This is a genomic window from Flavobacterium sp. MK4S-17, assembly GCF_009848495.1.
In the GTDB taxonomy this organism is placed as follows: Bacteria; Bacteroidota; Bacteroidia; order Flavobacteriales; family Flavobacteriaceae; genus Flavobacterium.
On the sequence record NZ_WWEP01000009.1, the window covers coordinates 1 to 17,288 of the forward strand.

Consider the following 17,288-nt stretch of genomic DNA (forward strand, 5'->3'; position numbering starts at 1 on the left):
TGCTTTCCTGTATATTTCTGTGCGGTTTTATCCCAGCCAACAGCATTGTAAAGTTTTTGTATTTCGGCTGTATAAAACTCTTTGGAATACTCAACATAAACAGAATCTTTATCCCCCTGGAATTCAGAAATGTTTTTGTGGCAGTTCATACACACATTAAGCGACGGAATACCTGAAGCTTTACTCACCCTTGCAGAAGAGTGGCAATATTTACAGTCTATACCATTATCGCCTGCGTGTATTTTATGAGAGAAATGTATTGGTTGTATTGGCTCATAACCCTGGTCAACGCCAATCTGCATAAGGTAGCCGTAAACAAAATAAGCACCCGTCAGCAATAACACTATAACTGTCACAAGAACAAGGAACTGGTTTTTAGCATATGCTTTCCAAAGAGAGATTGAAGGCTCATCTTTTATAATTTCAATACCGTTTGCTGCAGCCACTCGTTTTAATGTCCTGTTAACCAAAACAAGCATCACAATAAGCACTGCAAGTACTAAAACCAAAGCACCAAGTATGAGGTTATTAGAAATACCGCCTTCATTAGCAGCAACCTGCTGAGCACCCCCTGCAGCAGCAGGAGCAGCAGCCTCTTTTGGCTGGGAGGTATATGCCAATATATTATCAATATCCTGGTTTGACAGTTGCGGGAAAGGCGTCATTACCGAATTATTATTTTCAGCAAATAACTTAACAGCAACCGGATCTCCGGCCTTAATCATTGCACTACTGTTCCTTATCCAGCTATATAGCCACTCCCTGTCATGCTTATCCGCAACCCCCCTTAAAGCAGGCCCGGTTGCCTTGGCATCAAGCTTATGGCAGGCAGCACAAAGGGAATTAAAGAGCTCTTTACCCTTTGCAGGATCGCCCTCCCCGGCAGCAGGCGCAGCAGCAGCTTCTTGAGCGGGTGCGGCGGCGGCATCAGCCTGGTCTTGTGCATAAGTAACAGATGAAAATGACAGTGATAAAGCCAGGCAGAACATTAAAATTCCTGAAATCGAAGTATGGTTACCCACTTTTTTCATATTAAAAATGATTATCGACAATTTTGGTACGATTTTTTCTTGTACACCTTATAAAAACAGTATACTTTTTAAAAAACTCCCACAAAAATACGACTTATGAATTATTCTCAAACCTTAAATAAATCTTAAGGCATAATTTATAACAATTCTAAATAAATTACATTTGCATGCAAAAATAATTAAATTGTACTTTTGTTATAAACTAGCTTCATTATGAGAATTTTAAAATCAGACTACCTTAAATATACCTTTTTTATAGCACTTGCCTTTGGCTCAAAATGCATTGCACAGCAACAGGATGTTACCGTTGTGCAGGATGACAGGTTTACACAGCTTTTAGCCGAGAAAAGAAAGCTTAATCCTTCAATTATAGTTAATGACCGTTATAAAATCCAGATTTTTTACGGTGATAACGACAAAGCACGAAGAACACTGTCGGAATTTAAGCGTGATTTCAGGAACATGGAAGGCACTATAGTATATGAAAACAATACTTACAAAGTGTGGGTTGGCAGTTTTGACACCCGTATTGAAGCTGAGAAGAATATAGCCGACATCCGAAAAAAATATCCGTATGCCTTAATGATAAGGCCAAACAAATAAAAAATGAACTATAAAAAAGAAGCCCGCTCATTGAGCGGGCTTCTTTTTTATAAACCTTGAAACTTATAGTTTCTTCTTAACTTCAACTTCCTGGTAGGCCTCAATAATATCAAGTTGTTGCAAATCGTTATAATTCTTAATCTGCATACCACAGTCATACCCTTTTGAAACCTCTTTAACATCGTCTTTAAAGCGTTTCAATGTAGCCAGTTCACCTGTATAAATTACTACGCCATCTCTTATGAGCCTTATTTTCGAGCTTCTATAAATTTTACCATCGGTAACCATACATCCGGCAATAGTACCTACTTTAGATATCTTGAATATTTCACGAACCTCTGCTGTTCCTGTAACTTCTTCTTTAAGTTCCGGCGAAAGCATACCTTCCATCGCATCCTTAACATCATCAATGGCATCATAAATAATTGAGTAGTTCCTGATGTCGATTTCTTCCCTCTCGGCAAGTTGTTTTGCATTACCCATCGGCCTTACGTTAAAGCCTATAATGATAGCATCGGATGCCGAAGCAAGCAATACATCAGACTCAGTAATAGCCCCTACCCCTTTATGTATGATATTTATCTGTATCTCCTCGGTAGATAGTTTAGAGAATGAATCTGACAATGCCTCTACCGAACCATCCACGTCACCTTTAAGGATAATATTCAGTTCTTTAAACTGACCCAATGCAATCCTTCTTCCAATTTCTGCAAGTGTAATGTGCCTTTGTGTACGTACAGACTGCTCACGCATTAACTGCATACGTTTGGCTGCAATTTGTTTTGCTTCCTTCTCATCTTCATAAACACTAAACTTGTCGCCCGCTGTTGGAGCACCGTCAAGGCCAAGTATTGATATTGGTGTTGAAGGGCCGGCCTCTTTTATGTTATGCCCACGCTCATCATGCATGGCCTTAACCTTGCCATGATGTTTACCTGCAAGCACATAATCACCTATCCTTAATGTACCACCCTGAACAAGTACTGTGGCTACATAACCACGGCCTTTATCAAGAAAAGCTTCCACTACGGTACCTACAGCCGGTTTATCCGGGTTTGCCTTAAGGTCTAATATTTCGGCTTCAAGAAGTACTTTTTCAAGCAGTTCGTTTACACCTAAACCTGTTTTAGCAGAAATGTCATGGGATTGTATTTTACCACCCCAGTCTTCTACCAATAGGTTCATACCCGCAAGCCTTTCCTTAATTTTATCAGGGTTGGCTGTCGGCTTATCTATTTTATTGATTGCAAATATAATTGGCACGCCTGCCGCCTGTGCATGGTTTATAGCCTCTTTTGTTTGTGGCATTATGTCATCATCAGCCGCAATAACAATAATAGCTATATCGGTTACCTGCGCACCACGTGCACGCATCGCGGTAAAGGCCTCGTGTCCCGGTGTATCAAGGAAAGTTATTTTTTGGCCGTTTTCCAATGTTACTCCATAGGCACCTATGTGCTGTGTTATACCACCCGATTCGCCGGCAATTACATTTTCTTCACGAATGTAGTCAAGTAACGATGTTTTACCGTGGTCAACGTGCCCCATTACAGTAACTATAGGAGCCCTGTGTTCAAGGTCTTCCTCCCTGTCCTCAACAACCTCTTTAGATTCCTCTATATCGGTAGTTATAAATTCTACTTCATATCCAAACTCGTCAGCAACAATACTTAATGTTTCCGCATCAAGGCGCTGGTTCATGGTTACCATGATACCTAACGACATACATACCGATATCACTTTGGTAATAGGCACATCCATCATGGTTGCTACTTCACCCACGGTAACAAATTCAGTAACCTTAAGCACTTTGCTTCCTTCTTCCATCATTCGCTGCTCATCATCAGTCCTTTGGCGATGGCTTTCACGCTTATCCCTCCTGTACTTGGCCGCTTTTGACTTGCTGCCTTTACCCTGAAGTTTTTCCAGCGTTTCACGAATCTGGTTTTTAACCTCTTCCTCGGTAGGCTCAACCTTGCTTACAATAGCCGGACGTTTACCTTTATTAAAGTCAGGCTTGCCGCCAAACTTGCCACCAGGCCTGTTACCTTGGTTGTTCTGTCCGCCGCCGCCGGGCTGTCCCTGAGGTTTTGCTGTAATCCTCTTTCTTTTATTTTTATTACCTGCCCCCTGGCCCTGCTGGCCGCCGGCATTGCCTTTGGCATCTTTTTTAGGTTCTTCCTTCTTCTTTTTAGCCCTTTCAAACTGCGAAAGGTCTATGGTTTGCCCCGTAAAAGTAGTGCCCGAAAGTTTTTGGTATTGTGTTTTAATTTTATCGTCTTCGGCCTGTTGCTGTGCAGGAGCCTCTTTTTTTTCCTGCTGCTGCTTAGGCTGCGCAGGGGTTATTTTAGGCTGTTTTGCAGGCTGCTCTTTTGGCTTTTCTGCCACCGGCTGCTCCTTTTCCTTTTTCTCTACCGGTTTTTCTTCTGCTTTAGGTGCAGCAACCTCTTCCTGTTTAGCCGCAGCCGGAGTGTCTGAAGATGGCTCCTGAGCTTTTTTAGGATTAAGGTCTATTTTACCTACCGCCACAGGACCGGACAATGAAGCTTTTGCTTTTATTACTTCCTGCCTTTGCCTTTCTTCCTCCTGCTTTCTTTTTTCTTCCAGTTCACGTTCCCTTTCAATCCTTAACGCCTCCTTCTCCTTCTTTTTCTCCTCACTCACCTCAAGCGAAGCGGCTTTCTTACCCTTATCGGCAGAAAACTGATTGTAAAGGGCATTATATTCCTCACCGGATATCTTTGCATTTGGCGTAGCATCAATATTGTGGCCCTTATCCTTAAGGAACTCCACAGCCCTGTCCAGTGAAATATTTAATTCCCTTAATACCTTATTAATTCTTATTGCTCTTTCTTCAGACATATAATGTTTTTAGTATTTTCTTTTGTTGTGTTGTATAACAATTTATTTATACTTACTCTTCAAATTCTTCTCTTAATATCTTCATCACCTCCTGTATGGTTTCCTCTTCCAGGTCTGTCCTCCTAACAAGGTCTTCAACGTCCTGGTTAAGCACACTGCGTGCGGTGTCAAGGCCTATTTTAGCAAACTCCTGGATTATCCATTCATCAATTTCATCCGAGAATTCGGTTAATTCAACATCCTCTTCCATAGGGCTTCCCTCACGGATTACATCAAGCTCATAACCTGTTAAAAAGCCTGCCAGCTTAATATTATGCCCACCGCGCCCAATGGCCTTGGAAACTTCGTCAAGCTTAAGGAAAACCTCAGCCCTTTTGGCCTCTTCATCTATTTTGATAGAAGAAACTTTTGCCGGGCTCAACGCCCTTGATATATACAATTGCGTATTGGTAGTATAGTTGATAACATCTATATTTTCATTACCCAGCTCGCGCACTATACCGTGAATACGGGAACCTTTCATACCAACACAGGCGCCTACAGGGTCTATCCTGTCATCATAAGAGTCAACCGCAACTTTAGCTTTTTCACCCGGTATCCTTACTACTTTTTTAACGGTAATAAGCCCGTCAAAAACCTCCGGTATTTCCTGCTCAAACAGTTTTTCAAGGAATTTTTCAGAAGTCCTGCTCATAACAATCTGTGGCTTGTTGCCTTTAAGCTCAACGCTTTCAATAATACCACGAACGTTATCTCCTTTCCTGAAAAAATCAGATGGGATTTGCTTTTCTTTAGGCAAAACTATCTCATTTCCTTCATCATCCACCAAAATTACAGCTTTTGGGCGAACATGGTGCACTTCAGCAGTATAAATATCACCTACAAGGTCTTTAAACTGCTTGTAAAGGTTGGTGTTATCATGCTCGTGTATTTTGGAAATAAGGTTTTGGCGCAGTGCCAGTATAGCCCTCCTGCCTAGTTGGATAAGCTTCACTTCTTCCGAAACATCTTCGCCTACCTCAAAGTCAGGCTCAATTTTCCTTGCTTCGGAAAGTGAAATTTCAGAGTTCGGGTCTTCTACCTCGCCATCGGCAACCACTACCCTGTTCCTCCATATCTCCATATCCCCTTTGTCGGGGTTTATAATTATATCAAAATTATCGTCAGAACCGTATTTCTTTTTCAGTGCATTCCTAAATACATCTTCAAGAATCGCCATCAACGTAACACGATCTATAAGCTTATCATCTTTAAACTCTGAAAACGAATCGATTAATGCAATATTTTCCATGCCAAACTTCTTTAATTTTTTTAAAATGTAATTACTACAACTGCTTCTATAATATCCTGATAAGGTATTTCAGCCTTTTTCAGTACGGTTTCTTTTCCTTTGCCAACCTTTTTAGGCTCCCTGGCCTTCCATTCCAGGGTTATAAAATTAGCACCTGCCGCGGTAAGCTCTGCCTCAATTTCTTCGGCAGCGGTTTTAACCTTCAGCTTGCGCCCGATATTCTTTTTATACTGTCTTTTGTCCTTTAAGGGGCTGGCAGCGCCTGCCGAAGCCACTTCAAGGGAAAAATCTTCCTCTTCCCTGTCAAGGTTATGCTCTATAGCCCTGCTCACATCAATACAGTCCTGCAATGTTACACCATTGTCGCCATCCAGCGTTACAATAATCTTGTTAGAACCTGTTATTGTAAAGTCGATAAGGAACAGCGAAGGACGTTCATTCAGTGCATCTTCAAGCAGCTGGCCTACTTTTTCTTTAAACGTCATAATGCTATAAAAAGAGGGGACTTCTGTCCCCTCATTATTTAGTTTTTATTAAATAACTGCGCAAATATACTAATATTTTTTATATATTGAAAATCATTGGATAATGTAAAATTAATTCCTACCTTTATTGTGTTAAATTTCCAACCAAATTTTTGTTAAATTTCACATCTAAACCATGAAAAAAATTCTAGTCCCTACCGACTTTTCTGAACATGCGGAATACGCCCTAAAGGTAGCTTCACAAATTGCACGTAAAAATAACAGCGAAATATACCTGCTGCACATGCTGGAGTTGCCGGTACAGATAAGCAATGACGGTATAGGCGAAAGCAACGCAGTAGGCGCAAGCAATGACATACCAGAAGTTATGTTCTTTATGGAAAAAACCCGCGAACGCTTTGAGGAAATTTTAAACGAACCATATCTTGAAGGCATTACCGTGATTGAAGCCATACAATTTGAGAGGGCTTTTGACGGTATTATAAAACACAGCAAGAAACACGGTATAGACCTTATTGTTATGGGTTCGCACGGTGCCAGCGGCTTTCAGGAAATGTTTATAGGCTCAAATGCAGAAAAGGTTGTAAGGACATCAGACATACCTGTACTGGTAATTAAAAAGGAAGAAGCCGAATTTAAAGCTGAGAACCTTATTTTCGCCTCTAATTTTGCAGATGAAATTAAAAAGCCTTTTGCCAAGGTAGTTGAATTTGCAAACAGCTTTAATGCACACCTGCACCTTGTGTTTATTAACACGCCAAATGATTTCAGGTCAACCCATTCTGCCGAGAAATTAATGCAGGAGTTTGCTGCTAAATTCAGCATCAATAACTACAGCACACATATATATAATGATGTAAATATAGAGAAAGGAATACTGCATTTTGCCAACAGCATCAATGCCGATATTATTGGCATGTGCACACACGGCAGGCAGGGCCTTGCCCACTTTTTTAACGGCAGCATAAGCGAAGACCTTGTAAACCACTCTGTAAGGCCGGTGGTAACTTTCAAAATATAACAACAACTTAAAAGAATAAAAAAACCTCTCCAAATGGAGAGGTTTTTTTGTTGGTCCACTAGGACTCGAACCTAGAATGACTGAACCAAAATCAGTAGTGTTACCATTACACCATGGACCAATCTTGTTCTTTGCGGGTGCAAATGTAGCATATAATTTTTTTAAAGCAAATTTTTTAAAACAAAAAATATTAAAAAAAGATTTTTCCCGTTGTGTAAGATATAAACCGCTTTCTTTGTAAGAAACCTAACCAATTATAAACCAATACATGAACAGTTTAAACTTTAAAAAATGGAATCTTATACTAGGCTGGACAGTTTTTGCAACAGCTTTTATTGTTTACAGCCTGACTGTAGAGCCCACTGTTAGTTTTTGGGATTGTGGCGAATATATATCTACTTCGTCCAAGTTAGAAGTTGGGCATCCGCCGGGCGCTCCGCTTTTCCAGATAATCGGTGCCTTTTTTGCCATGTTTGCCCCATCGGCAAGTAAAGTTGCCTTTGCTGTAAATATGGTTTCGGTAACTGCAGGTGCATTCACCATTTTGTTCATGTTCTGGTCGGTTACCTTGCTGCTACGTAGTTTCATTCCAGACGCAGTTAAGAGTAAAAGCAATGCTGTAATGGTATTGGGCAGTTCCTTTATTGCCTGCCTTGCCTTTACATTTTCTGACAGCTTTTGGTTTAACGCTACCGAAACCGAAGTATACTCTATGGCATCATTATTTATAGCGTTATTGTTTTGGGCAGGGTTGCGCTGGGGTGAAGACATGCAAAAACCCGGCGGCAATAAATGGGTTTTACTAATAAGCCTGCTTACAGGGCTTTCTTTCGGGGTGCATTTCCTGGCACTGCTGGCCATACCATCCATAGGCCTTATTTACTATTTTAAAAATTATAAAACTGTAACGCTTAAAAATTTTATAATAGCCAATATAGCCATAGTGGCATTGCTTCTTTTTGTTTTTAAGCTGCTTATGCCTTATACACTGGCTTTATTCGCTAAAACCGAAATTTTTATGGTTAACAGCATGGGGCTTCCCTTTAATTCGGGGATAGTTTTTGTAACCCTTGCACTGGCATCTTTTTTCTTTTTTTCATTACGTTACACAAGGCGAAAAGGCCTGGTTTTATACAATACCATAACATTATGCATATTGTTTTTATTTGCCGGATTTTCAGTTTGGGTTATGCTCCCTATCCGCTCCAATGCCAACGTGGTTATTAACGAAAGCCGGCCGGATGATGCTGCCGATGTACTTGCTTATTACAATATGGAGCAATATCCTGAACAAAAACTGGTATATGGCCCGCTTTATACATCTGCTTATGCAGGCCTTGATAAAAACAATCCTTATACCGACAGCAAGCCAAATTATGAAAGGGACTATAAAACAGGAAGGTATGTTATTGTAAATAATTACAGGCACGCCTACGAGAATACTGACGGTGCGCATAAATCATTTTTACCGAGAATGGCAAGCGAGAGGCACGCTGCCAACTATATGGCAATTTCAGGGCCTCCTAAATTCAGCATAAATTACAATTATCCATTCGAATCCGAACTTGCCGCTTACGGAATAGATATCAATCAAATTTCTCCTGAACAGGCTACCGACGCAGCAGGCCAGCTTAAAAATGAATTGCAAAACATTATAGTTGAATTTAAAACAGCATACAGTGCAGGCAAGCTTGACGAAAATAGCTATGACAGCTTCCTTAAAAATTATGGCAAATACTTAACCATTGAAAAGCCCTCATTTACCGACAATATGGCTTTTATGTTCAGCTACCAGTTCGGGTATATGTACTGGCGTTACTTTATGTGGAATTTTGCAGGAAGGCAAAGCGATGTGCAGGGTAAATACAATAACGAAGGCAACTGGCTTAGCGGTATTGATTTTATTGACGAAATGAGGCTTGGCCCTCAAAACAGCCTTACCGACGATATGCTGGGCAACAAAGGCAGAAACCTGTATTATTTCCTGCCACTTCTTTTGGGGCTTATCGGTATTTTATATCATGCAAAAAAAGACCTTAAAAGCTTTTATATACTGCTTGCCTTTTTCCTTTTTACCAGCCTTGCGGTAAAAGTATTTTTAAATGAAAAACCTTTTGAAGTTAGGGAGAGGGATTATGTACTGGTAGGCTCATTTTATGTATTTGCCATTTGGATAGCTTTTGGGGTGTATGCAATTTATGATGTACTGAAAAAATACACCGGCAAAAAATATACAGGCCCTGTAGTGCTTGCAGCATCACTGCTTGCAGCACCGTTTCTTATGGCAAATCAAAACTGGGACGACCATAACCGCTCAGGAAGGTACACTGCCCTTGCCATGGCAAAAGCCTACCTCGACTCCTGCGAGCCTAATGCCATATTGTTTACCGTAGGCGACAATGACACCTTCCCGTTATGGTATGCACAGGAAGTAGAGGGTTACCGTACCGATGTGCGTGTGGTATGCGGCACTTATCTCTCGGCTGACTGGTATATAGACCAGATGAAGCAGCAGGCTTATGACTCAATGCCGCTGCCGATATCCTTCCTGCATGACCAATATGTGGATGGCACCCGCGATTATATTATCCATAACCCAAAGACAGAAGCAAGGATGGACATCAAAGATTTTATTACTTTCACACAGCTCGATGATGAAAGGGCAACTGTTGAATTTGAAAACGGTCAGCATGTAAACTACTATCCCACCAACAAAATACGCATACCTGTAAACCGCAAACAGGTGCTATCCCAAAAGGTGGTTGGGAAGGATAAACATGATTCTATTGTTCCGTATATTGATATAGACTTGCCCAATGCGGTAGGCAAGCACCGGCTGATACAGCTCGACATAATAGCCAATAATAACTGGCAGCGCCCAATTTATTTTACAGGTGGCAGCTTTGAAGATGAGGAATATATCTGGATGAAGGATTACCTTCAGCTTACAGGCATGACATATAAACTTGTACCGGTTAAAACACCTTACAATGAGGACAGCTTTTTGGATTTAGGCTATGTGGATTCCGAAAAAATGTATGATACTGTAAAAAAATGGGATTGGGGTAACAGTGGCAGCCCTGATATTTATGTTGACCCGGAAACGAAAAGGAATAGCTTTAATTACCGTAAAAACCTTGCAAGGCTCACCGATACACTCATAAGCGAAGGAAAAACAGAAAAAGCAAGGGACATAATTAATCTTGCAATGGAAAATATGCCTATGGAATCTTACGGATTGTATTTTTTGTATGAGCCGTTTGCCGAAGGTTATTATAAAACAGGCGACAAAAATAATGCAAGGCAACTGCTGGAAAAGCTGGCCGGCAAGTACAGGCAAAAGCTAAGCTACTATAAATCCCTAGGTGATCCACGCCAAAACCAAGCCTATAATGATATTATAGGCGATATAGAACGCTACCGCAACCTGCTGATAATAATGAAGCAAAACCATGACAGTGAGCTTTATGAAAAACACAGGATTGACTTTAACCGGTATAATGCAATGTTTAAACGCTTTAAAAGGGAGGATGCATAAAAATGGCGTTACAACTAAACCTTTTTTAAATAAAAAAATAGTTTCTTTGCATAAGTTAACCAAGACTGTTCAATATAAATGATAACTTTCAACTTTAAAAAATGGAACACCATTCTTGGCTGGTCTGTTTTTGGCATTGCCCTTTTAGTTTATTCCTTAACTGTTGAACCCTCGCTTAGCTTTTGGGATTGCGGCGAATATATAGCAACTGCCGCCAAACTTGAGGTAGGCCACCCGCCGGGAGCACCGTTATTCCAAATGGTGGGCGCATTTTTTTCGATGTTTGCGTTCAGCCCCGATAAAGTAGCATTAATGGTTAACATGGTTTCGGTATTTTCCAGTGCCTTTACCATCCTGTTCATGTTTTGGTCGCTTACCATTATATTGAAAAATTTAATCGAAAAGTTTTCAGAGTTTAATAACAATAACGCTGTTGCCATTTTAGGCGCAGCATTTGTAGGCTCGCTGGCCTATACTTTTTCCGACAGCTTTTGGTTTAATGCTGTGGAAGCTGAGGTTTATGCTATGGCTTCGCTGTTTATTGCCCTGCTTTTATGGCTTGGGCTTCGCTGGGGAGAAGAAATGCATACCCCGCGCGGCAACAAATGGCTTCTGATAATATCATTTGTTATAGGTTTATCCTTCGGGGTGCACTTTATGGCATTACTGGCATTACCCTCAATAGGATTTATTTACTTCTTTAAGAACTATGAAAAAATAACGGTTAAAAGCTTTATCATAGCCAACGTTATTATTGTTGCCATACTGCTTTTTATATTTAAGCTTTTACTGCCATATACTATGGCGCTGTTCGGTAAAACAGAGATTTTCATGGTAAACAGCCTTGGTATGCCGTTTAACTCTGGTACTATATTTATTACACTTGTAATTATTGCGTTCTTTTACTTCGGGCTTAAATATACAAGGGTAAAGCAACTACCGCTATACAATACAATATTATTATGTGTGCTTTTTATATTTATAGGGTTTTCCGCATGGCTAATGCTGCCGATACGCGCCAATGCCAATGTGGTAATTAATGAAAACAAGCCTTCGGATGCTGCCGAGGTACTTGCTTATTATAACAGGGAGCAATATGGCGAGCAAAAGCTATTTTACGGCCCTATGTTTTCTGATATTTACGCCGGACTTGACCCAGATAACCCTTATAAAGATGAAAAACCGAATTACCAGCGGGATTATAAAACAGGTAAATATGTAATCGTAAATAATTACAAAAACGCAAAGCAAAATAGCGACGACAGCCACAAAGGGCTTATGCCGAGAATGTGGAGTACCGACCATGCTGTTAATTACATGAGGTTTACAAAGCCTTTGGATTTCAGGATAAATCCTTCCTACGATTTTGAAAGGGAACTGATGAAATACGGCTTGCCGATTGACCGGATGAGCGATGAAGAACTGGGCATGGCAATGGCACAGGTAAGGAATGAGCTTGAAGGTGTAATTAACGAATTTAAAACATCCTACCGCACAGGCCAGGCCGACCTTGAAGAATATGACAGCTTCCTAAAAACTTACGGGCAATACCTTATTATAGACAAGCCTTCGTTTATGGACAACATGCAGTATATGTTTGAATACCAGTTTGGCTATATGTACTGGAGGTACCTGATGTGGAACTTTACAGGAAGGCAAAATGATATACAGGGCAGGTATGACAACATGGATGGCAATTGGCTTAGCGGCATTAAGTTTATTGACGAAATGCATCTTGGCACTCAGGATAACCTCCCGTCAGACCAAAAAAACAATAAGGGACGAAATGTTTATTTTTTCCTTCCGTTTATATTGGGGCTTATAGGGTTATATTACCATGCCACTAAAGACAAAAAGAGCTTTTATGTATTGCTTTCATTATTCCTGTTTACAGGACTTGCATTAAAAATATACCTTAATGAAAGGCCTTTTGAGCCGCGAGAGAGGGATTATGCACTTGTAGGGTCATTTTATGTATTCGCCATGTGGATAGCCATAGGTGTATATGCCCTGTATGACGGTATTAAAACCAAGCTGCAGCCTAAACTGGCAGCACCTGTTGTAATAGGTGTAACATTGCTGGCGGCACCTGTGCTGATGGCTTCCCAAAATTGGGATGACCATAACCGCTCCGGCAGGTACACCGCACTTGCAATGGCAAAGGCGTATCTTTCATCGTGCGATAAAAATGCTATATTATTTACTATTGGAGATAATGATACTTTCCCGCTATGGTATGCACAGGAGGTTGAAGGTTACCGCACGGATGTAAGGATTGTAAATACCAGCCTTTTTATGACAGACTGGTATATTGACCAAATGAAAAGAAAGGCTTATGAAAGCGAGCCGCTCCCAATATCTTTTACCCATGACCAGTACGTGCAGGGAACAAGGGATTATATGCTTTATGTTCCCGAAAGGAAAGACCGCTGGGATATAAAAACGTTCCTTTCGGTGCTTGCTTCGGAAGATGAAAGGGCTAAAAAGGAATTGAATAACGGGCATGAAGTTAATTATTACCCCACTAACAAAATACGCATACCTGTAGATAAGGAAGCGGTTATAAAACATAAAATTGTATCCCCAAAATTGTATGATTCCATAGTTCCTTATATAGATGTGGATATTAAAGGGGATGCCTTATACAAAAACCGCTTAATGATGCTGGACGTTGTTGCGAATAACAACTGGGAACGCCCAATATATTTTACCGGTGGAAGTTTTGGTGATGATGATTACCTGTGGATGAAAAATTATCTGGAACTGGACGGCATGGTGTATAAACTGATACCTGTAAAAACTCCAATTCCGGAAAATGGAAGCCCTCTTGATATGGGTTATATTGATACTGATAAAATGTATGACATAGTTTTGGGCTGGGACTGGGGTAACAGCAACAGCCCGGATATTTACCATGATCCTGAAACCCGAAAAAACAGTATAACCTACCGCACCAACCTGGCGAGGCTTACCGAGTCGCTTTTAAATGAAGGCAAAAAGGATAAGGCTAAAAAGATTGTTGACCTTGCAATGGAAAAAATGCCGGTTGAATATTTTGGATATTATACCCTGCTTGAGCCATATGCATCGGCTTATTATGAGTTGGGTGAGCAGGCAAAAGCAAGGCAGCTGCTTGATAAGCTAATTAAAAAATACCAGGAGAACCTTACTTTTTATAAAGGGCTTAAATACTCCGGGCAGGATGCTGTTCATATAGATATTGTTACCAATATAGAACGTTACAGGAGCCTGTTACTTATAATGAAAGATAATGGTGACACCGAATATTATAATAAGGCAAAACAGCAGTTTAACACTTACAATAAGATGTTTGAACGCTATAAAAGGGAAAATGAATAATATATAAACAATAATATTCAGTAAATTTGAAGGAGCAGTAATTTATACTGCTCCTTCCTTTTTCAGATAATCAATTTATGAAGCTATACTGGGTTAAAACACGCTGGTTTATAAAAAGGATATTTAGTGGTTACGTGTGGGATAGGCCAAACAACGGGAATAAAATATACCTTACATTTGATGACGGCCCTACCCCGGAAGTTACAGAGTGGGTACTTGCTGTTTTACAAGAGCACGATATTAAAGCTACTTTTTTTTGCATAGGCAATAATATTGAAAAGCACCCTGAAATTTTCAATAAGGTTGTTGCAGGGGGCCATGCTATAGGCAACCATACATTTAATCATTTAAACGGATGGAAAACCGAAAATGATGCTTATTTGAAGAATATTAAAGATACTGAGCAGATAATAAATAATACTACGGCTGGGGCAGTAGGGACAAAATTATTCAGGCCACCGTATGGCAAAATAAAAAAATCACAGGCAGCGGTGGTTAAAAGGGAAGGCTATTCTATAATAATGTGGGATGTTTTAAGTGCTGATTTCGATACTTTAATCACTTCTGAAAGGTGCCTTAATAATGTTGTAGAAAATACCCGCAGCGGCAGTATCATAATTTTTCATGACAGTGTAAAAGCATATAAAAATCTTGAATATGCCTTACCTAAAGCCATACAACAATTAAAAGCTAAGGGATTTTATTTTGATAAGCTGGCTTAAAGCTGCTCCTGTACAAGCCCTATAATGGTATTGGCATCAAGCTCACCGCTTTGCCTCCATACCATTTGGCCGCCTTTATATATCATTAGGGTAGGCAGCCCTTTAATGCGAAGTGCATCGGCCAGTTCCTGGTTTTTGTCCACATCAATTTTTATCACCTTTGCCCTGTCCCCAAGCGCTGCGGCAACATCCCTTATTACCGGGTGCATTGCTACCGACGGCTCGTTCCACTCTGTATAAAAATCAATTAGCACAGGAACTGAGGAGTTAATAAGTTCTCCGAATTTTGACATAAAAGCTAATTTAAATTGACTTTAAACCTAAGTTATGAAATAAAAATCACACAAATATAATAATTTTACCAACTTAAGCTATTTTTTCGCCTTTTTTTAGTTCCAGCACCGTTATTTCAGGCCATATCCCTACCCTTCCCGGATAGGCATGAAAACCAAAACCCCTGTTTACATAAATATACCTTCCAAGGTTTTCATACAAGCCTGCCCATTGTTTGTACTGGTACTGCACAGGGCTCCATTTTATTACTCCCGGTATCTCAATACCAAATTGCAATCCATGTGTATGGCCGCTAAGAGTAAGGTGGTAATTATTGGCATCGTCCTTCACTTCATATTCCCAGTGCGAAGGGTCATGGCTCATTAAAATTTTAAAATCTTCTGCTGTTAATCCTTCCGAAGCTTTTGGCAGGTCGCCCGCCTTTTTAAACCTGTGCCCCCAGTTTTCAACTCCTACCAGTGCTACCTGCTGCCCGTTTTTTTCCAGCTTAACATTCTCATTCAGTAAAAGTTTAAAATCAATTTGGCTGTGCAGATTTTTTATGGCTTTAAAATTATCTTCCTTTTCCTTTTGGGTTGGCCATGTTACATATTCGCCATAATCATGGTTGCCTAAAACGGAATATTTCCCAAAGGGCGGATTCTCAATTTTTTTGAAAGTGTCAATCCACGGGTTCATTTCCTCAGCGTGCGTATTTACAATATCTCCAGTAAATAAAATAATATCCGATTGCTGCTCATTAATAAGGTTTATAGCATGCTCTATCTCTTCCCTGTCATCAAAACTCCCGCTGTGTATATCGGATATTTGTGTAATGGTAAAACCGTCAAAACTATCGGGCAGGTCGGGAAAATAAACTGTTTGTTTACGCACTTTAAAGTTATACTTCCCTTTTGTCATTCCATACAGCAGCGATAAAAAAGGAATGGCAGCAAGCCCCAGTGCCGCCTGGCTTACAAACTTTCGCCTTTCGGGCAGGAAAGAGTCGGTACTGTTTCCCAGAAACTCCCTTATAAAACCACCTATAACCCTAAAAATATCTTCGCCAAGCATTATAGTGGCTATAACTATTTTAGGCAGGTAGGTTATAAGCAGCAGCCCAAGCGTAAAAAGGGTTTGCCTGGTTTGCCCCACACTCCTGTCAAATTGTGTGAAGGAATAAGCTATATATAAAATAATAAAGAAGGAAATTATTTGGTAGCCCCAAAGCAGCCACCGCAATTTAGTTACTGTTTTTATAGCCTGAAATGCATAAATTTCTATAACCGCCACAAAAACAAAAAAGAGTATCCAACGAAACATTCAGTGTTTTTTTCAAATAACGGATAAAGTTACTGTTTTGTTACATTACTTTTTTATCAGCATGTTAAATTAACATCTGTTAGGATGGCGCTGTAAACTTTAATATTTTGTTTGCAGGCTGTTTTGTAACTTTAAAAAAACAAAATATATTGAAATGAAAGCAATTACACTACTGGCCACATTAAAAACAGAAAGGGAATCCAACACACTTTCATTATGTGAATTTTTTAAAAAGCACCTGGCAGCGCATAATGTGGAGAATGAGATTATAAGGCTTGTTGATTATAACATTACCCCGGGCACCTATTCTGATATGGGAAATGGCGATGAATGGCCGGTAATACTTGAAAAGATTTTAAAAGCGGATATAATAATTTTTGCCACGCCTGTATGGTGGGGCGGACATTCATCGCAAATGCAAATGGTTATTGAAAGACTGGACGAAATACATGATGAGATATTGCAGGGCAAAAAATCGAAGCTGGAAGGCAAAGCCGGCGGAATAATTGTAAGCGGCGACAGTGATGGCGCGCAGCACATAATTGCCAATATTGCTAATTTTTATAACGCCATGGGTATTGCGCTTCCACCATTTGCCAGCTTTACCGTACTGTGGGAAAAATTTAAAAAGAGTGAAAGCCCAACAGAAAAGGAAATAAAAGAAAAGCTGGAGAAAGAATATGCAGAAACAGCAGAAACTATGGCAAGGCAGTTAACAAAATATGCCGGGTAGCCATAAACAGCCTTCTTAATGTGCTTTGGTTTGCTTATTTTTACAG

At 40.1% G+C, this 17,288-nt stretch carries 12 protein-coding genes and 1 tRNA gene; 6 read left to right on the top strand and 7 right to left on the bottom strand.

Annotation, left to right across the window (positions count from 1 at the left end; translation table 11 throughout):
- Positions 1 to 1,031 (bottom strand): c-type cytochrome (locus GSF09_RS03805; RefSeq protein WP_159799613.1); only part of this gene is annotated, 1,031 nt, incomplete at its 3' end.
- A 213-nt stretch (positions 1,032 to 1,244) separates the two neighbouring features.
- Between GSF09_RS03805 and GSF09_RS03810 the strand changes: the two genes are divergently transcribed.
- Positions 1,245 to 1,634 carry an SPOR domain-containing protein gene (locus GSF09_RS03810; RefSeq protein WP_159799614.1) on the top strand — a complete coding sequence of 130 codons (390 nt, stop codon included), beginning with the start codon at positions 1,245 to 1,247 and terminating at the stop codon, positions 1,632 to 1,634.
- Positions 1,635 to 1,697: 63 nt separating this feature from the next.
- On the opposite strand, the gene infB is transcribed toward GSF09_RS03810, so the two are convergent.
- From infB to rimP, 3 genes are read right to left on the bottom strand one after another with little or no spacing between them, the layout of a single operon-like run.
- Positions 1,698 to 4,496, bottom strand: a complete 2,799-nt coding sequence (gene infB / locus GSF09_RS03815; RefSeq protein WP_159799615.1) for a translation initiation factor IF-2 — start codon at positions 4,494 to 4,496, stop codon at positions 1,698 to 1,700.
- Between the two features lie 52 nt (positions 4,497 to 4,548).
- Complete coding sequence (gene nusA, locus GSF09_RS03820; protein WP_159799616.1) at positions 4,549 to 5,787, bottom strand: transcription termination factor NusA; 1,239 nt, start codon at positions 5,785 to 5,787, stop codon at positions 4,549 to 4,551.
- Positions 5,788 to 5,807: 20 nt separating this feature from the next.
- Positions 5,808 to 6,272 carry a ribosome assembly cofactor RimP gene (gene rimP, locus GSF09_RS03825; RefSeq protein ID WP_159799617.1) on the bottom strand — a complete coding sequence of 155 codons (465 nt, stop codon included), beginning with the start codon at positions 6,270 to 6,272 and terminating at the stop codon, positions 5,808 to 5,810.
- 175 nt (positions 6,273 to 6,447) lie between these two features.
- Between rimP and GSF09_RS03830 the strand changes: the two genes are divergently transcribed.
- A complete protein-coding gene (locus GSF09_RS03830) occupies positions 6,448 to 7,293 on the top strand; it encodes a universal stress protein (protein ID WP_159799618.1) in 846 nt (281 codons plus the stop codon).
- 50 nt (positions 7,294 to 7,343) lie between these two features.
- On the opposite strand, the gene GSF09_RS03835 is transcribed toward GSF09_RS03830, so the two are convergent.
- Positions 7,344 to 7,414: transfer RNA gene (locus GSF09_RS03835), tRNA-Gln, on the bottom strand.
- Positions 7,415 to 7,561: 147 nt separating this feature from the next.
- Between GSF09_RS03835 and GSF09_RS03840 the strand changes: the two genes are divergently transcribed.
- From GSF09_RS03840 to GSF09_RS03850, 3 genes are all read left to right on the top strand, one after another.
- Entirely contained in the window at positions 7,562 to 10,831 is a 3,270-nt protein-coding gene (locus GSF09_RS03840; RefSeq protein WP_159799619.1) for a DUF2723 domain-containing protein, read from the top strand.
- A gap of 78 nt (positions 10,832 to 10,909) precedes the next feature.
- Complete coding sequence (locus GSF09_RS03845; protein ID WP_159799620.1) at positions 10,910 to 14,191, top strand: DUF2723 domain-containing protein; 3,282 nt, start codon at positions 10,910 to 10,912, stop codon at positions 14,189 to 14,191.
- 77 nt (positions 14,192 to 14,268) lie between these two features.
- Positions 14,269 to 14,913: a polysaccharide deacetylase family protein gene (locus GSF09_RS03850; protein ID WP_159799621.1), complete on the top strand. Its 645-nt coding sequence runs from the start codon at positions 14,269 to 14,271 to the stop codon at positions 14,911 to 14,913.
- Here the strand turns inward: GSF09_RS03850 and GSF09_RS03855 are convergent.
- The gene (locus GSF09_RS03855; protein WP_159799622.1) at positions 14,910 to 15,206 is read right to left on the bottom strand and encodes a co-chaperone YbbN; all 297 of its coding nucleotides are present in this window, start codon (positions 15,204 to 15,206) and stop codon (positions 14,910 to 14,912) included. The two genes, GSF09_RS03850 and GSF09_RS03855, sit on opposite strands and share 4 nt — an antisense overlap.
- Positions 15,207 to 15,279: 73 nt before the next feature.
- Complete coding sequence (locus tag GSF09_RS03860) at positions 15,280 to 16,509, bottom strand: metallophosphoesterase (protein WP_159799623.1); 1,230 nt, start codon at positions 16,507 to 16,509, stop codon at positions 15,280 to 15,282.
- Positions 16,510 to 16,663: 154 nt separating this feature from the next.
- Here GSF09_RS03860 and GSF09_RS03865 point away from each other — a divergent pair, with 154 nt between their 5' ends.
- Entirely contained in the window at positions 16,664 to 17,242 is a 579-nt protein-coding gene (locus GSF09_RS03865) for a flavodoxin family protein (RefSeq protein ID WP_159799624.1), read from the top strand.
- Positions 17,243 to 17,288 lie beyond the last annotated feature (46 nt).